This window comes from Amycolatopsis granulosa (genome assembly GCF_011758745.1).
Taxonomy (GTDB): domain Bacteria; phylum Actinomycetota; class Actinomycetes; order Mycobacteriales; family Pseudonocardiaceae; genus Amycolatopsis_E; species Amycolatopsis_E granulosa.
Window position 1 is genome coordinate 2,226,437 of the sequence record NZ_JAANOV010000001.1, and the last position, 15,408, is coordinate 2,241,844.

Annotated in this window: 12 protein-coding genes; 5 read left to right on the top strand and 7 right to left on the bottom strand. The window is 70.0% G+C overall.

Going from position 1 to position 15,408, the window contains the following annotated elements; genetic code table 11:
* Window positions 1–15: 15 nt before the first annotated feature.
* Window positions 16–2,994, bottom strand: a complete 2,979-nt coding sequence (locus FHX45_RS10755; protein ID WP_341771424.1) for a UPF0182 family protein — start codon at window positions 2,992–2,994, stop codon at window positions 16–18.
* A 163-nt stretch (window positions 2,995–3,157) separates the two neighbouring features.
* Here FHX45_RS10755 and FHX45_RS10760 point away from each other — a divergent pair, with 163 nt between their 5' ends.
* The gene (locus FHX45_RS10760) at window positions 3,158–3,715 is read left to right on the top strand and encodes a PPA1309 family protein (protein WP_167099548.1); all 558 of its coding nucleotides are present in this window, start codon (window positions 3,158–3,160) and stop codon (window positions 3,713–3,715) included.
* A 110-nt stretch (window positions 3,716–3,825) separates the two neighbouring features.
* On the opposite strand, the gene FHX45_RS10765 is transcribed toward FHX45_RS10760, so the two are convergent.
* A complete protein-coding gene (locus FHX45_RS10765; protein ID WP_424923833.1) occupies window positions 3,826–4,833 on the bottom strand; it encodes a YlbL family protein in 1,008 nt (335 codons plus the stop codon).
* Window positions 4,834–5,084: 251 nt separating this feature from the next.
* Here FHX45_RS10765 and FHX45_RS10770 point away from each other — a divergent pair, with 251 nt between their 5' ends.
* Window positions 5,085–6,467 (top strand): zinc-dependent metalloprotease, encoded by a 1,383-nt coding sequence (locus FHX45_RS10770; RefSeq protein ID WP_167099554.1) that lies wholly within the window; start codon window positions 5,085–5,087, stop codon window positions 6,465–6,467.
* A gap of 731 nt (window positions 6,468–7,198) precedes the next feature.
* Here the strand turns inward: FHX45_RS10770 and FHX45_RS10775 are convergent.
* The gene (locus FHX45_RS10775; protein WP_208406886.1) at window positions 7,199–7,768 is read right to left on the bottom strand and encodes a M48 metallopeptidase family protein; all 570 of its coding nucleotides are present in this window, start codon (window positions 7,766–7,768) and stop codon (window positions 7,199–7,201) included.
* Between the two features lie 166 nt (window positions 7,769–7,934).
* Here FHX45_RS10775 and FHX45_RS10780 point away from each other — a divergent pair, with 166 nt between their 5' ends.
* The 3 genes from FHX45_RS10780 to FHX45_RS10790 all read left to right on the top strand — a co-directional run bounded on the left by FHX45_RS10780 (window position 7,935) and on the right by FHX45_RS10790 (window position 11,780).
* A complete protein-coding gene (locus FHX45_RS10780) occupies window positions 7,935–9,047 on the top strand; it encodes a TOMM precursor leader peptide-binding protein (protein WP_167099559.1) in 1,113 nt (370 codons plus the stop codon).
* On the top strand, window positions 9,044–10,390 hold the full coding sequence (locus tag FHX45_RS10785; protein WP_167099562.1) for an AarF/UbiB family protein: 1,347 nt from the start codon (window positions 9,044–9,046) through the stop codon (window positions 10,388–10,390). Before FHX45_RS10780 ends, FHX45_RS10785 begins: the two co-directional genes overlap by 4 nt.
* 448 nt (window positions 10,391–10,838) lie before the next feature.
* On the top strand, window positions 10,839–11,780 hold the full coding sequence (locus FHX45_RS10790; protein ID WP_243868987.1) for a hypothetical protein: 942 nt from the start codon (window positions 10,839–10,841) through the stop codon (window positions 11,778–11,780).
* Window positions 11,781–11,963: 183 nt separating this feature from the next.
* Here the strand turns inward: FHX45_RS10790 and FHX45_RS10800 are convergent, their stop codons facing one another.
* From FHX45_RS10800 to FHX45_RS10815, 4 genes are all read right to left on the bottom strand, one after another.
* A complete protein-coding gene (locus tag FHX45_RS10800; protein ID WP_167099567.1) occupies window positions 11,964–13,046 on the bottom strand; it encodes a methyltransferase domain-containing protein in 1,083 nt (360 codons plus the stop codon).
* Between the two features lie 483 nt (window positions 13,047–13,529).
* Window positions 13,530–13,679, bottom strand: a complete 150-nt coding sequence (locus FHX45_RS10805) for a hypothetical protein (protein WP_167099569.1) — start codon at window positions 13,677–13,679, stop codon at window positions 13,530–13,532.
* A 503-nt stretch (window positions 13,680–14,182) separates the two neighbouring features.
* On the bottom strand, window positions 14,183–14,584 hold the full coding sequence (locus tag FHX45_RS10810) for a WhiB family transcriptional regulator (RefSeq protein WP_167099572.1): 402 nt from the start codon (window positions 14,582–14,584) through the stop codon (window positions 14,183–14,185).
* A gap of 109 nt (window positions 14,585–14,693) precedes the next feature.
* On the bottom strand, window positions 14,694–14,930 hold the full coding sequence (locus FHX45_RS10815) for a hypothetical protein (protein ID WP_167099574.1): 237 nt from the start codon (window positions 14,928–14,930) through the stop codon (window positions 14,694–14,696).
* Window positions 14,931–15,408: the final 478 nt, after the last annotated feature.

The following is a 15,408-nucleotide window of genomic DNA, read 5'->3' on the forward strand; positions in this document are numbered from 1 at the left end:
ACCCGGTCGGCCGCGTCAGCCACCCGGTTGGGGCGGCGCCGAGCTGGTCTGGCCGGCCTTGGCGTTCTCGTAGGCGCGGGTCGCCGCGTCGAGCGCGGCGAGCGCCTGCCCCTGGGCGGCGAAGTCGCCGTTCTGCTGGGCCTGGTGCAGCCGGGTGAGGGCAGACTGGATGTCGGCGACGGCCTGGTCGAGGGCCGGGTTGCTGCTCGCGCCACCGGCGGCCGGCGGCGTTGTCGACGTCGACGGGGGCGTGCTCGGCGACGGGGCGGTGGTCGGGCTCTGCTGGGTCGGCGCGGTCGCCGCCTGACCGGCCTGGTCGCCGAACACCTGCTTGAGCGCCTCACCGATGGTGGGGGCGAACCCGACCTTGGAGCCGTAGGACACGAGCACACGCGCCAGCTGCGGGTAGCTGTTCTGGTTGCGTTGCTGGATGTAGACGGGCTCCACGTAGAGGAACCCGCCGCCCACCGGCAGGGTGATCAGGTTGCCGAAGATCACCGTGACGCTCTGGTTGCTGAACAGGGTGCGCTGCTCGGCGAACCGCGAGTCGCTCTGGAACCTGTTCTGCACCTGGACGGGTCCGTCGACCTGACTGTTGCCGGATGCCGTCGTCGGCAGCCGGAGCACCTTGATGGCGCCGTAGTCCTTCGGATCCGAGGACACCGTCATCCAGGCGGCCAGGTACTGCACCTGGAGCGCGGTGAGCGGACTGGTCAGCTGGAACGTGGTGCCGTTCTGGCCGGGCGCCTGGGCGAGGACGTAGTAGCCGGGCTGGTTGGCCAGGCCGGAGGCGCCCACGTTGGTGCCGCCCTCCTGGGTCGGGTCCTGCGGCACGTTCCAGAAGGTGTTGGTCGTGTAGAACTCCTGCGGATCCGTGACGTGGTACTTCGTCAGGAGCTCCCGCTGGACCTTGAAGAGGTCCTCGGGGTACCGGAAGTGCGCGCGCAGATCCGGTGTGATGTCGCTGCTCGGCTGGACCACGCCGGGGAAGACCTGCTCCCACGCCTTGAGGACCGGGTCCTTGTCGTCCACCGAGTACAGGGTGACGGAGCCGTTGAACGCGTCGACGGTCGCCTTCACCGAGTTCCGGATGTAGTTGATGTTGTTGTTGGCCTGCCGGGCGACACCCGCGAGGCTGTCCTGCGTCGCCGCGCCCAGCTGCGTCTGCTCCGAGTAGGGGTAGTTGTTCAACGTGGTGTAGCCGTCGACGATCCAGACGATCTTGCCGTCCACGACCGCCGGGTACGGGTCGCCGTCCACGGTCAGCCACGGCGCGACCTTGCTGACCCGGTCCCGCGGGTCGCGGTTGTACATGATCTTCGAGCCGTCGCCGATCGCGTCGGAGAAGAGGATGTTGCGCTCGCCGTACTTCGCCGCGAAGGCCAGCCGGTTGAACCAGTTGCCGAGGTTGACACCACCGCTGCCGTCGTAGCGGTAATTGCTGCTGCTGGCGCTGTCGTACTCGCCGGGCGCCTTGCCCTGCTGGCCACCGACGATCGCGTAGTCGTTGGTCAGCTCGCCGTAGTAGATCCGCGGCTGCTGCACGGCGATGCCGGGCGCGGTGGGGTTGGCCGGGTCGATGCCGGCGCCCGTCGGGTTCTGGGTGTCGCTGGTGACCGCGATCGGGTAGCCGCCGTCGCTGTTCGCGCCGCTCACCGCACGGTCGATCGTGTTGGCCGGAGCCGCCACGAAGCCGTTGCCGTGGGTGTAGACCATGTGCTTGTTGATCCAGTTGGTCTGGTTCCCGGTGAGGTTCGCGGTGTTGATCTCACGGGCGGCGACCACGTAGTCCTGGGTCTTGCCGTCGATCGAGTAGCGGTCCATGTCCAGCTTCGCCGGGAAACCGTAGAAGTTCTCGCGGCCCACGCGCTGGGTGAAGGTCGGGGACAGCACGTTCGGGTCGAGCAGGCGGATGTTCGGCACGGTGGTGGTGTCCGCGCTGATGTCCGCGGCGGTCGCCTGCCCGGTGCCCGGGTAGTCCTCGTACTGCACGTTGTTCAGCCCGAACGCCGCCTTCGTCGCCGCCATGTTGCGGCTGATGGAAAGCGCTTCCTTCTGGTTCGCGTTAGGCTTGACCGAGAACTGCTCGAGGATCGCCGGCCAGGCGACACCGACCAGGACGCCGGACAGGATCAGCAGCACCAGCGCGATCGCGGGCAGCTGGATGTTGCGCAGGAACGCACCGGCGAAGAACGCGACCGCGCAGATCGCGGAAATGCACAACAGGATCAGCTTCGCCGGCAGCACCGCGTTCAGATCCGTGTACGTGGCGCCGTAGAACAGCGGCGCGTTGCGGTCGGAGAACAGCAGGTTGTAGCGGTCGAAGAAGTACTCGACGGCCTTCAGCAGCACGAACAGCCCGGCGGTGACCGCGAGCTGGACCCGGGCCGAACCGGCGAGCTGCCCGCCACGGCCGGCGAGCCGGATCCCGCCGAAGAGGTACTGCGCGATGAGCGCGCCGACGAACGAGATCGTCACCGCGACGAACAGCCAGCCGAGCAGCCACTGGTAGAACGGCAGCGTGAAGGCGTAGAAGCCGAGGTCGTTGCCGAACTCGGGGTCGGTCTGGCCGAAGCTCGTGCCGTGCAGGAACAGCTGGATGCGCTGCCAGTCGCCCTCACCGGTCGCGCCCGCGATCAGACCGGTCACCAGCGGGATGCCGATGCCGAACAGCCGGATGCGGCCGACCACGGCCGAGCGGTAGCGCGACAGCGGGTCATCGGCGCCGGAGACCGGGACGAACACCGGGCGGGTGCGGTAGGCGATCCACAGGCTGAGCGCGAGCGACCCGCCGACGAGCAGCCCGATCGCGAAGAACAACACGATGCGGGTGACGACCACGGTGTTGAACACCTGACGGGCGCCCACCTCGCCGAACCACAGCCAGTCGACATAGGTGTCCAGCAGACGCGCGCCCAGTAGCAGCGCCAGAACGATCACCGCGGCGACGATCAGCAGTACCCGGCTGCGACGGGACAGCTTCGGCAGGCTCACTGGGGGCCGACTGGCCACTGCGCACGCTCCTGTTGTCGTGGTCCGCTGGCGGGGCACCGGTCACGCACGACACCCCTGAACCCCTAACTCTAGGAGGCCCGCTCCGGGTTCCCCGACCGGCCCGAATCGGACGCCTTCGGCGGTCACCTGCCACGATGAGCAGATGGGATCGGAGAGCAACCCCGCCGCGCGCCCGGCGGTCGCCGCGCTCGCGCGTGAGGTCGAGGAGTTCGTGGCCGCCGCCGGGTGGGACCAGGCGCCGCAGCTGTTCGCGTTGGTCCCGACCGCCTCGTTGCTGCGCGAGCAGCCGGAGCTGGCCGGGCAGCTCGACCCGTCGAGCGCGCTGACTCCGGTGGCGCAGGAGCCGCTGCCGGAGGGCGACCTGGCGGAGGCGCTGGGCCGGATCGCCTGGCCGGAGGCCGTGACGGGCTGCGCGCTGGCCCAGGAGATCGTGGTGCTGCCGCCGAGCGTCGAGTCGGAACTGTCCGGCACCGGCGACCTGGACCGGCTGCGCCAGGCCGCGGCGGACCATCCGGAGAGGACGGAGGCGCGGCTGGTGGCCGCGGTGCTGCGGGACGGGCCCAGTGCGTGCGTCATGCGCCTGCGCGGCTACGCCAAGACCGAGGACGCCGAGGACGCCGAGCCGGCCGACCAGGTCATCGAGCACCCGGACCTGGCGCCGAACCTCCTGGACGCGCTCCGCGCCACGCTGGCCCCCTGAGGAGCGCTGCGCTCGTCACGAAGCCCCGTCCACCGGCGACCGATCGGTTGATCGCCTCCAGCGGCCGGCTAGGCCGGTCCCGGCGGAATTCCCGCCCGCCGGGGCGCGGGTCAGCAGGACGGGGTCGGCTGCCCGGCCTTGAGCGCGTCCAGCGCGGCGAGCGCGCTGTCCAGACTGGTCACCTTGACCAGCTTGAGCCCGTCCGGATCGGCGGCGGCCGCCTCGGCGCAGTTGGCCTCGGGCGTGAGGAACGCGGTGGCACCGGCCTCGCGCGCGGCGACCAGCTTGAAGGAGATCCCGCCGATCGGCCGGACGGCACCCTTCTCGCTGATTTCGCCGGTGCCCGCCACGTGCTCACCGGCGACCATGTCGCCCGGCGTGAGCCGGTCGACGATCGCCAGCGCGAACATCAGGCCGGCCGAGGGGCCGCCCACGTCCTGCAGCGAGATCTTCACCTCGAACGGCACGTCGGCCCGGTCGATGGGCTGCAGGCCCATGAAGCCCTGCTTCTTGCTCGGGTCCGGGTTCGCGGCCAGCGTGATCTGCTCGGTCCGCGGCGGCTCGGTGCCGTGCTGGAAGGTGATGGGCACGGTCTGGCCGGGCGCGGTGTCGGCGACGGCGGCGGTGACGTCGTCCTCGGTGCTGATGGTCCGGCCGTTCACCGACAGCAGCCGGTCGCCGGGCGCGAGGACCCGGCTGACCGGGGAGTTCTCCACGATGGTCTGGGCGAGCACCTTGATCGGGTAGCCGAGGTGGCGCAGCGCGGCGACCTCGGCGTTGCTCTGCGAGTCCTGGAACTGCTGGACGTTTTCCTGCTGGACCTGCTCGTTGCTCTCGCCCGGCCGGAAGTACTCCTCGCGCGGCGCGAGGGCGTACCGGCCGCTGACCCACAGCCCGAGGGCACCGAAGAGGCTGATCTGGTCGTTGAGCGACACGGTGGTCATGCGCAGCTCGCCCGCGGTGGGATAGGTCCGCTGCCCGTCGATCTCCACCACCGGCACGCCCTTGACCTGGCCGAGCGTGTCGTAGGTGGGGCCGGGGCCGATCGCGACGTAGGGCACCTGGACGAACGCGCCGATGAGCCCGAACACCAGAATGAGCGCACCACTGGCCACCACGGTCCAGCCGCGTCTGGTCAGGCCGGCGCGATCGCGCGGCCGCGTGGCGCGGTGCGCGTCACGGGCCTCGCCGTCGCCGGGCTTGGTGCCGGTCGCGGCGCCGGGAGCAGTGCTTTCGTCGCGGGACTCGCTCACGGCCCACAGCGTACGGTGAGCGGCCCGGACGCCCGATCACCAGGCCATGATCGCGGGGAGCGAAATCGGACACCACTGGCGCGGTCGGGGCTGCTCCGGCCGCGTACGGTGGGGGTATGAGCAACCTCCCGTTCGGCTTCGGGCCCCCGGATCCCGACAAGCCCGGCGACAACGGGCCGTCGGAGGGCGGCCAGCAGTCCGGTGCCGACGCGTTCAACCAGCTCGGCCAGATGTTGAGCCAGCTCGGGCAGATGCTGAGTCAGGCAGGCAGTTCGTCGGGTCCGGTGAACTACGACCTCGCCAAGCAGATCGCGCTCCAAAAGCTGAGCGGGAGCGCGGGCGGCACGATGGGTTTCGCCTCCAGCGGCGACGCCGACAGCGCGGTGCGCGACGCGGGTCACCTCGCGGAGCTGTGGCTCGACGCGGCGACGATCCTGCCCGCCGGCGCGTCCGTGACCACGGCGTGGTCGCCGCGCGACTGGGTGCACAAGACGCTGCCGACGTGGCAGCGTCTGTGCGATCCGGTGGCCCAGCAGGTGTCGGGTGCCTGGGTCGAGGCGCTTCCCGAGGAGGCGAAGCAGGCGGCGGGGCCGCTGCTGTCGATGGTCGGTCAGATGGGTGGCATGGCCTTCGGCTCGCAGCTGGGCAACGCGCTCGCACAGCTCGCCGCGGACGTGCTGACCTCGACGGAGGTGGGGCTGCCGCTGGGCCCGGAGGGCACCTCGGCGCTGCTGCCCGCGAACATCGAGAAGTTCACCGAGGGCCTGGAGCTGCCGAGCAGCGAGGTGCTCGTGTTCCTGGCCGCGCGGGAGGCCGCGCACCAGCGGTTGTTCTCGCACGTGCCGTGGTTGCGGCAGCGGCTGCTGGCGACGGTGGAGGAGTTCGCGCGCGGCATCAAGGTGGACACGTCGGCGCTGGAGCAGCTGGCCGGCCAGGTGGACCCGTCCAATCCGGCGAGCATCGAGGAGGCCCTGTCGTCGGGGCTGCTCGAGCCGCAGACCACGCCCGAGCAGCAGGCGGCGCTGAACCGGTTGGAGACGCTGCTCGCCCTGGTGGAGGGCTGGGTGGACGTGGTGGTCGCCGAGGCGGTCGGGGATCGTCTCCCGGGAGCCGGCGCGCTGCGTGAGACGCTGCGCCGGCGCCGCGCGACGGGCGGTCCGGCCGAGCAGACGTTCGCCACGCTGGTGGGGCTGGAGCTGCGCCCGCGACGGATGCGTGCGGCGTCGGCGCTGTGGAAGCTCGTGGGCGATCAGCACGGCGTCGACAAGCGGGACGGCCTGTGGTCGCACCCGGACCTGATGCCGACCGCCGAGGACCTCGACGACCCCATGGAGTTCTCCGAGCGCCTCGGAAAGCCCGGCGAGCTGGACGACATGGACCCGATGGCGGAGCTGGAACGCACCAAGCCGGAGGCCAAGACCAAGCCGGAGACGAAACCGGAGACCAAACCGGACGCCGCCGAGGACGACAGCCCCGAGGACGACGAATCCGGCCACTGACGCCGCAGCGGCTCCACCGTCCGCATGAGCGCCCGCCCGTGTGGACGGTGGCGGCCTGCCACGTTTTCCCGTCCGAGGCCATCGATGCTGCTGACCTCAGGCACCTCGACCCGCGGGACTGCCCGCCGGCTTCGCCACCGCTGTCCGCCGCGCCCGTCCGACCAGCAGCGGGCGTGCACCCGCCCGCGATGGCGGTGTTTCGGCACCCACCAGTCCGGACCAGGCGCGCCGCCACCAAACGGCTGTTGCACCCTTCGCGCGGCTCCTCCTCGCGAAGCCTTCCGGCAGCTTCTTCGTGACACCCTTCCCGCAGCTGTAGCTGATCCGCCCCGGCGGCGGCGACCGCACACACCCCGCACAGCGGCCCAGACAGGCTGTGCAGACGAGCTGTGGCAGCACAGGCGGCCGAGCACAGGCCCGGGCACCGACCGCCCAGCCCAGGCCGCCCAGCACCGGCCTGGGCGTTTCACCAGCCGTTCTCCGGCCGGCTGAGCAACCCGAGGCGCCCCAGGCCGGTATCGCGCCACTCACCTCGGCATTCGCCCTGGGACCGAAGCACGCCGCAGGCCCTCCCGCCCGTCCCAGTGGCGCGGAAACTCGCCCGCCGCACCTGGTGACGGCTCCCCCAAGGGCCCCCCGCCCGCTCCGAGAACGCTGCCGCCCCCCCACCCGGACACCCACCCACGCCCGCCGCACCTGCTCGGCGGACCCACCCAGCCCGCGTGACCTGCTCACTCCTCGTCCAGTTCGCTGATCCCCCATCCCGCGGCCGTGGAGAGCCCCTCGAGGTAGCCGATGGCCCGCTCGGTCTTCGGGTACCGCCGCACCAGCTCCCAGAACTCCGCGTTGTGAGCCGCCACCCGCAGGTGTGCCAGCTCGTGCACCAGCACGTAGTCGAGCACCCACGCGGGCACGTTCTGCAGCCGATCGCTCACCCGGATGGTCCGATCGGCAGGTGTGCAGGACGCCCACCGGGTGCGCATGGGCGGCACCCAGCGGACACTCGCGGGCAGTGCCTGCCGGCCGAGGTATCGCGCCGACAGCTGGGCACAGCGCGCGAGCAACGCCGCGTCCGATTCGCGCGCCGGAGACGCCCGCCGGGTCTCCGTGCGCTGGAGCTTGCGCTCCATCTCGGCCACCCAGTGTTTCTCCTCGGCTCGGCTCATGCTCGCCGGGATGAGCACCACGAGGGTGTCGCCGTCCCGGTAGGCGCTGACCGTTCGCCTTCGTCGTGCACTACGTCGTACTTCCACCTTGAGCTGCGGGTTCGATGACTGCCCGGTGTTGTCCCGGTTCCTCAGAGAAGGCACCCGTGCGTTCGCCACTCGTCCACGGTAAAGCCACGGACCGACAACCTGGGAGGGTCAGCTTCCCGAAGGCCCGAGTTATCCACATCTCAGCCACCCTGTGGATAACTCGGGTACGCACTTAGCGAAAACTTAGCGACGGTTCGCCACCCTGTGCTGCATGACGGACACCGTGAACAGTCAACGCCCGGTCTTCCTGCCCGAACGCCCCTGGCTGCGGCCCGGTCTCGAGGTCTTCGACCGCGGTCCGGGCGAGCTCCAGATCGGGCTCGATCCGCGCCACGCGATGCTCGGCAAGGGCCTGCCACCGGACGTGGTCCGCGCACTGCACCACCTCGACGGCAACCTCCGGCTGGAGAGCCTGCTCGCGCTCGTCGACGGCGAACACGTCGAGATGCTCAGGGACCTGCTGACCCGGCTGACCCGGCTCGGGCTGGTCGAGGAGGCGTGGCCGCCTTCCGCCTACAGCCGCACGGTCAACGAGGCAGGCCTGTGGTCGCTGTCCGCGCGGCAGGGCCACGGCGAGACGGTGGCGCGACGCCGACACAGCGCCGTCGTCCTGTTCGGCTCCGGGAGGCTCACCGTCGCGATGGCGGTGCTGCTGGCGTCGGCAGGGGTCGGACAAGTCCGCGTCGAGGCCGAGGGCGCGGTGACCGAGCACGACACCGGCAGCGGCTACACGGACGCCGACATCGGCCGGGCTCGTGCCGCGGCTGCCGCCGACGCGATTCGGCGGGCGAACCCGGCGACCGTCACACGGCGCCTGCGTGACGGGCGGTTGCCGGAGCTCGCCGTGCTCGCCGATGCCGTGGTCCCCGCACCCGAAGTGGTCCGCCAGCTGATGCACGAGAAGGTGCCGCACCTGGCCGTCCGCGTCCGCGAGGGCATCGGGATCGTCGGGCCGCTCGTCCATCCGGGCAGGAGCAGTTGCCTGGGCTGTGCGGATCTGATCCGCCGGTCGATGGACGATCGCTGGCCGGTCGTGGCCGGTCAGCTGGCCGGCCGCAGCCAGCCGGCGGACCTGGTGACAGTCCAGGCGACGGCGGCTCTGGCGGCCGGCCAGGTCCTGCGGGCGCTGGGGCCGGCCGACGGGGTGCCGCCGGGCTGGAACACGACCATGGAAGTCGACCCCTACGAGAACACGATCTATCACCGTCCGTGGTTGCCGAACCCGGTGTGCACCTGCGGTGCCCGCCCAGAGCCGCAGGTCAGCGCCGCTCCTGCGCCGATGGCTGCGGAGATCACGGTCGACAAGGCAGAATCGAAGGAGTGACCGACTTTCCGGAAGCGACCGACGACCGTGCCGATCCCGGGATCCCCCGCCGCACCGCCGCCCGCGCTGCCAAGCTCGCGAGTCTGCCCCTGGGCATCGCGGGCCGGGCGGTGGGCGGCTGGGGGCGCCGGCTGACCGGTCAGAGCGCGGAGGAAGTCAACGCGAACCTGTCCGCGAAGGCAGCGGAGCAGCTGTTCGAGGTGCTGGGCACGCTCAAGGGCGGCGCGATGAAGTTCGGCCAGACACTGAGCGTGTTCGAGGCGGCAGTGCCGGACGAGTTCGCCGCCCCGTACCGGGACGCGCTGACCCGGCTCCAGGCGGCCGCACCGCCGATGCCCGCCCGGCAGACGCGCCGAGTGCTGGCCGAGCAGCTGGGCCGGTCGTGGGAGACGCGGTTCCGGGAGTTCGACGAGGTACCCGCCGCGGCGGCCAGCATCGGCCAGGTGCACCGCGCGGTGTGGCATGACGGGCGCGTCGTGGCGGTGAAGGTGCAGTACCCCGGCGCCGACGAGGCACTGCGCAGTGACCTGCGGCAGTTGCAGCGGTTCAGCAGGCTGTTCCAGGCGTTGCTGCCGGGCACGGAGGTCAAGCCGCTGCTGGCCGAACTGTCCGCGCGCATGGACGAAGAACTCGACTACCGCGGCGAGGCCGACAGCCAGCGCGAGTTCGCGAAGGCTTTCGACGGCGACGAGAACGTCCTGGTACCGAAGGTCGTCGCCAGCGCCCCGAAGGTGCTCGTCTCCGAGTGGATCGACGGCACCCCCCTTGCCAAGATCATCGCCGGTGCCGACGCCGAAACCCGCAACCACGTCGGCGCGCTGCTGGCCGAGTTCCACTTCTCGTCACCGGCGCGAGCGAAGCTCCTGCACTCGGACCCGCACCCCGGTAACTTCATGCTGCTCGACGACGGCCGCCTGGCCGTGATCGACTTCGGAGCCGTGGCCCGCCTGCCGCAGGGCATCCCCCGTCAGCTGGGCGAGATGACCCGTCTCGCTCTGGACCACCGCTCGGACGAGCTCATGGAGCTGCTCCGCTCGTCCGGTTTCATCCGTCCCGGCACCGAACTCGACGCCGACGACGTGCTCTCCTACCTGGCACCGTTCACCGAGCCACTCGCGACCGAACGCTTTCACTTCACGCGTCGCTGGATGCAACGCCAAGCGATGCGCGTCGGCGATACCCGCGGCCGCGATTTCCGCACCGGCCGGTCCTTGAACCTGCCACCGGAGTATCTCCTGATCCACCGCGTGACCGCCGGTTCGACGGGGATCCTCTGCCAGCTCGACGCCGAGATTCCTGCCCGCGGCATCGTGGAACGGTGGCAGCCGGGTTTCGCCGAATAGGCCGGAAACCATCCGCTCCGCCTGTCACCGCCATCGGGGTCTCCACACGCCCGTGAGCCCTGTCGTTCCTCGTCCGTCTCCCCGCCACGTGCGCCGCCACACAATTCGGCCGGCCACGACCTGCGCTTGCTACCTCATGAGCACCACCTGATCACTCGCTACCCAGCACCTGTGTTGCCACTGCCACCCGCTCTCACATCGCGCAGGTTCGCCAGAAGTCGCTCCTCCTCTCGATTCCGCCGCCCGCCGGTCCACGCCCGCACTCGCCGTCACCGCCGACTGCAAGCATGCCGGAAAGAACGGACGACGCAATCAAAGCGGGGCTGCACGCGGGTAGTTGTCCACAATTTCGGCGACAACCGCACGAGATCGCCAGTCATACCACGAAGTTGTCCACAGTTTTGCGCTGTGTCTTCCGGGGATTACGGCACCGCGTCAGGCTGTGGTCATGACCGAAACCATCAGTGCTCCCGCAACGGGAGAACCGGCGCACAGGGATGGAGTCACCACCAGCACCCATCTGCGCCGGGCGGGGCTGAGCCAGCACGCCATCTCATCCCGGTGCCGACCCGGCGGCCCCTGGCGGCGTCTTCTGCCGGGAGTGATCCTGCTCAGCAACCGAGAGCCGAGCCGGGATCAGCAGTTGCGCGCGGCCGTCTACCACGCCGGTCCCGATGCGGTCGTCAGCGGCACGGACGCCTTGCAGGCACAGGGGATTCCGCTGTCACCGTCCCGGCGCGTCCACGTGCTGATCCCGATCGGCAGGCGCCTCGCCTCACACGAGTTCACCTGGCTCGACCGCACTTCACGCGTGCCCGATCCGGTCCTGGTGGACGGCATTCCGTTCGCCCCGCCGGCCCGGGCCACCATCGACCTGGCTCGTCACGAAACCGATCCGGACAGGTTGCGGCGCCTGCTCACCCTGCCGGTCTACTACGGCCTGTGCACCGCGGAGCAGTTGCGCAACGAGCTCGACGCCGGCAATCAACGAGGATCATCAGCCGTACGCCGGACACTGCTCACGCTCGGCTCCCTCCGCGACACCTACCAGCAAGGTGTGGCACGGGAACTGCTCGGTGGTGTACCACTGCCACCGCCGATCTGGAACGTGACCGTGTGCGACTCGGCGGGAGGGCGGTTGGGTCTGGTCGACGCCTGGTGGGACGAAATTGCGATGGGCTGGCTCCTCGATCAGGCCGCGCCTCGTTCGGACCATTCCGTCGCGAGCCACCTGCCGCTCACCGGCGCAGGGGTGGTCCTCGTCCGCACCCCTGCCAATCGGCTGCGCGGAGATGCGACGGCGGTGGCCCGGGAGCTCACCAGCGCCTTCGGAGCGGCGGCTCGTCGCCGGAGGCCAAGGGTTCAGGCGCTGCGGGAGGTGGCGGCATGAGCGGTGCTCACCAGTACTCGGACGGCAGCTTTCCCTCGATGTCCCGCACATGTTCACGTGCGCAACGCGGGCAAAGCCAGCGCAGGGCACCTCCGTCCCGGTCGCTGACCCAGGCCAAGGCATCGAGGGGATCCGCATCTGCTTTGCGTGAAATCCCGCATCGCGAGCAGACCACGGGCTCGGTCATGGCCGGAATCCGAAGTGGACCGTCTGCGTACCGAGCACGTAGAGATCGTCCCGCTTGCCCAGGTAATGCGGCCCGGCGGGGTCGAGAAGACGACGCAGGACGTCCCGATCTTCCTGTGTCACGAGATCGTCACCGGCTGAACCCAGCCATTCGATGTGTTCGAGCACGTAGTTCCGGACCGTCTCGTCCGGCGGCGCGGGCCGGTCGATGAGGTGGCTGAACGAGCCGACGCGTTCCAGCCCCGCCTTGGCCAGGGCGATGTTCCAGCCGTAGGGCATTCCGACCGCACCCGGCATGCCGGCACGCATCTGTCCGAACCAACGATCACGAGCCGCCAACAGGCGACGCTCGAGCCCCGGTTCTCCGATCCCGAGATCCCAGGGCAGGCAATAGGTGGGTGGGCTGCCCTCGACCAGGGCGAGCATGCCACCCGGTTTGAGCGCAGTGGCGAGGCCGGACACGCCGGCTTGTTGATCAGGGAGGTGATGCACCATCGCAGCGGCCCAGACCAGATCCGCGGCCGGGACGAGCCGACCGAGGCCGGTCGACGCGACATCGGCGTGCACGCGCTGGATCCGAACCTGGCCGGTGAGCGCGGCAGCGGAGACAGCGTCGACCCCGGGGTGAGCACGCCCCACCGTCGCGGCCACGACGGCGCCGTCAAGCCCAGCTCGTGCGTGCTCGGTCCCAGTACGTTCCCGGGCGGGCACGTCCGGAACCGTGCCGGCACGACCGTCTTGGGACGTCCCCGGCGAGTTGTTCGACGGCGTCGACAAATCCGGATTCACTCGGAGACGTTCGACGGCCGCCTCGGCAACGGTCTCGGCGACGTCGAGCAAAGCGGGTACTGCGTCGACCAGAACGAGCGTTCCGCCACCGCGGCGCGCGAGCTCCGCGGCGAACGCGGCACTCATGCCGCCCGCTCCGCTGCCGGCATCAACGACGACCGGCTGGTCATCGAGCTGCTCGACCAGGCGGGCCGCGACCTCCGCGTAAACCGGTGCGTGGAGGTCGTCGGCATGGCGCAAGGCCGGAATTCGCTCGGTCCAATCGATGTCGTCGTGCGTGTGTGCGCCCATACGGGCCATTCAACACCTACGGCGGGCCCTGTGAGTGGACATAGGATTCCTTGGTGGCGGACAGGAGACCTGACACATCCGCGGACAGTGGTTTTCCTGGCTGTGGTCTCGGGATGTGGCCGTGATTGGGGGTGCCTTGAAGGTTCGCGGTTACGCGGGCGGCACAGGGCGTGTTCGGAAGCGTCGATCAGCAGGGTGGCGACGGTGTCGGCCGATAGGGATCGTCCGGTGAACAGTAGGTCGAAGGCCTCGAAGGTGGTGTCGAGCCAGAGCAGGTGAGCAGTCTGCTCGATGGTGCCCTCGTCGCGGAGCGCGCCCTGGTCGTGGAGCCGTCGGGCTAGGTCGTTCATGCCCTGGGCACGGCCGCCTTTCAGGCGGCGGAGTGTGCCGCCGACGGCTTCGGCGTCGAGTTGTGGGATGGAGAACAAGGCACGCAGCACGTCCCGGTGCGCGGCGTACATGTGCACCTTGCCGACGGTCCCGTCACGGAGTCCACGCCGGGGCGTCGGGTTGCAGGATGGCGGTGACCATGTCGGTGAAGCCGACGCGGTGGAGCAGGTCCATACCGAGCGCGTCGAACAGGCCCGCGCGTGATCCGAAGCCAGCCACGATGACGGTGGCCCGCTCGTCCATGACGCGCGGACGGACTCGAAGTACTCGAGAACCACCTGCTGCATGCTGCGCGCACGCTATATGCCTACTCAATCGCGCGCCGGAGGTGAACTTCGTGGGCGGGCAGCGCTGCACCGCCCCGCAATCGCGGTGACGGCCGGAAGCAACATCCCCGTCCCGGGCCGAGGTCGAGGACGGGAACGCACCAACGCGGGGAGCCCGGCAGCGTGCGGAGGTTCCTCCACCTCCGCACGCTGCCGGGCGTGGGAATCGCTAGGCGCGGTACCGTCCTGCGCGCCGGGATGCCCAGCGTGCTACTCGGTCCCAGCGGCGTGCAGCGCGTGGGTTGTTGCGCATCGGCCGCGGGCGGACGTCGAGGTGCAGGTCCTGTATTCGCGCTCTCGCCAGTTCTTCATTGAGCAACATTCGGGTCATCTCCTTGGTCATGCGCGCGACCCCGGCGCGGGGGCGGGGCGTGCTCGGATGCTTCGTCCAGCTCGTGAGGACGAATGGGGCTTCAGTACTCATGCGGCTGCGCTCTGCTGGTCAATGCGGTTGACGCGCTCGACGCGCTTCTCCGCGACGGGCGTTTCCACCGGGTTCTTACGAGGACGACCGCGCGGCCGCTTACGGGCGACCACGACACCGCGCTCGAAGATCTCGCCTCCCCAAACCCCCCAGGGCTCCCGCCGGGCGAGCGCGCCGGACAGGCACGCACTCCGGATCGGGCAGTCGGCGCACCGGCTTTTGGCCAGCTCCAGATCCGCCGGTGACTCCGCGAACCACAGGTCGGCGTCACCCGACCGGCAGGGCAGGTCCGCATCAGGCAAGGCCACGGCGTCGAAAAGCTCACCGATCCCGGATCCCGGAAGGGTGAGTTCGTCGGTTAACGCCTTCTCTGACGCGAAGGCGATTGCCGATGACATCCCGTTCTCCTTTGTGTAGTAACGGTTTTGAGGTGGTACAAAAACACGAGGGCCGCGGATCCGAAACTCGGTTCCGCGGCCCTCGTGAGCCTGTCTCCCTGACGGGGGGTCAGAGTCTGAGCTCCGGCGGAGCCAGCGGAACGTGGAGTCGGGTCTGCTTGACGGTCGGGACGTACACCGGCTTGCCGGCGGACACACCGGTCCCGTCGAAACGGTCACGCGGCCGGGCGAGAACCGGCACTTCGACGCCGGCCATGCCAGCGCCCCAGCCGTTCCCGCACGCCATCACCGAGCGGGCAAAGGGCAGAGCGGCGCCAGGGTTCGTGACCGTGGTCGAGATCTTCACGTCCCAGCACCTCCTCTCATCCTTCGCTCATCGCCGGTGGGCAATGGGCGGTCGCTTCGCGGGCACTCTTCACCCGCCCATGCAGGCTATTGCCCCTGCCGGATCTGGGGCAACTCATTTTCCGCAGAACTTTCCCCGGCGACGAAGATCGTCGTTGAGCAGCGGTTCCCCCGCACGAAGCAGCCCTTGGACGCGGTCAACCATGCGCCCGCTGCGATGCCCGAGTAGGCGAAACCGCCCGTGCCTCCTCCGGCGCACCGAGCGCGCAGGCTGTGTCGGTGAGCACAGCACGGCGACCGCGCACACCACCGCAACCGCGCCGCGCAGCACTCACCGAGTGGCGGCGAGCGTACCCACTGCCAGGAACACGTCTCGCGCCCCATCTGTGGACCGCGCGCTGGCCGCGCTGCTCTAGGACCACAACGCGAGCCGCTCAGGTGCCAGTCCCGATCGGGCCCGTACGACCGCTACCCCGGGA

What these genes read in the sequence shown, in the direction of transcription:
- FHX45_RS10780 (WP_167099559.1), top strand. Translation starts at nt 7,935, where the DNA reads ATGACGGACACCGTGAACAGTCAACGCCCGGTCTTCCTGCCCGAACGC.
- FHX45_RS10810 (WP_167099572.1), bottom strand. Translation starts at nt 14,584, where the DNA reads ATGTCATCGGCAATCGCCTTCGCGTCAGAGAAGGCGTTAACCGACGAA.
- FHX45_RS10800 (WP_167099567.1), bottom strand. Translation starts at nt 13,046, where the DNA reads ATGGGCGCACACACGCACGACGACATCGATTGGACCGAGCGAATTCCG.
- FHX45_RS10770 (WP_167099554.1), top strand. Translation starts at nt 5,085, where the DNA reads ATGAGCAACCTCCCGTTCGGCTTCGGGCCCCCGGATCCCGACAAGCCC.
- FHX45_RS10760 (WP_167099548.1), top strand. Translation starts at nt 3,158, where the DNA reads ATGGGATCGGAGAGCAACCCCGCCGCGCGCCCGGCGGTCGCCGCGCTC.
- FHX45_RS10805 (WP_167099569.1), bottom strand. Translation starts at nt 13,679, where the DNA reads ATGGACGAGCGGGCCACCGTCATCGTGGCTGGCTTCGGATCACGCGCG.
- FHX45_RS10790 (WP_243868987.1), top strand. Translation starts at nt 10,839, where the DNA reads ATGACCGAAACCATCAGTGCTCCCGCAACGGGAGAACCGGCGCACAGG.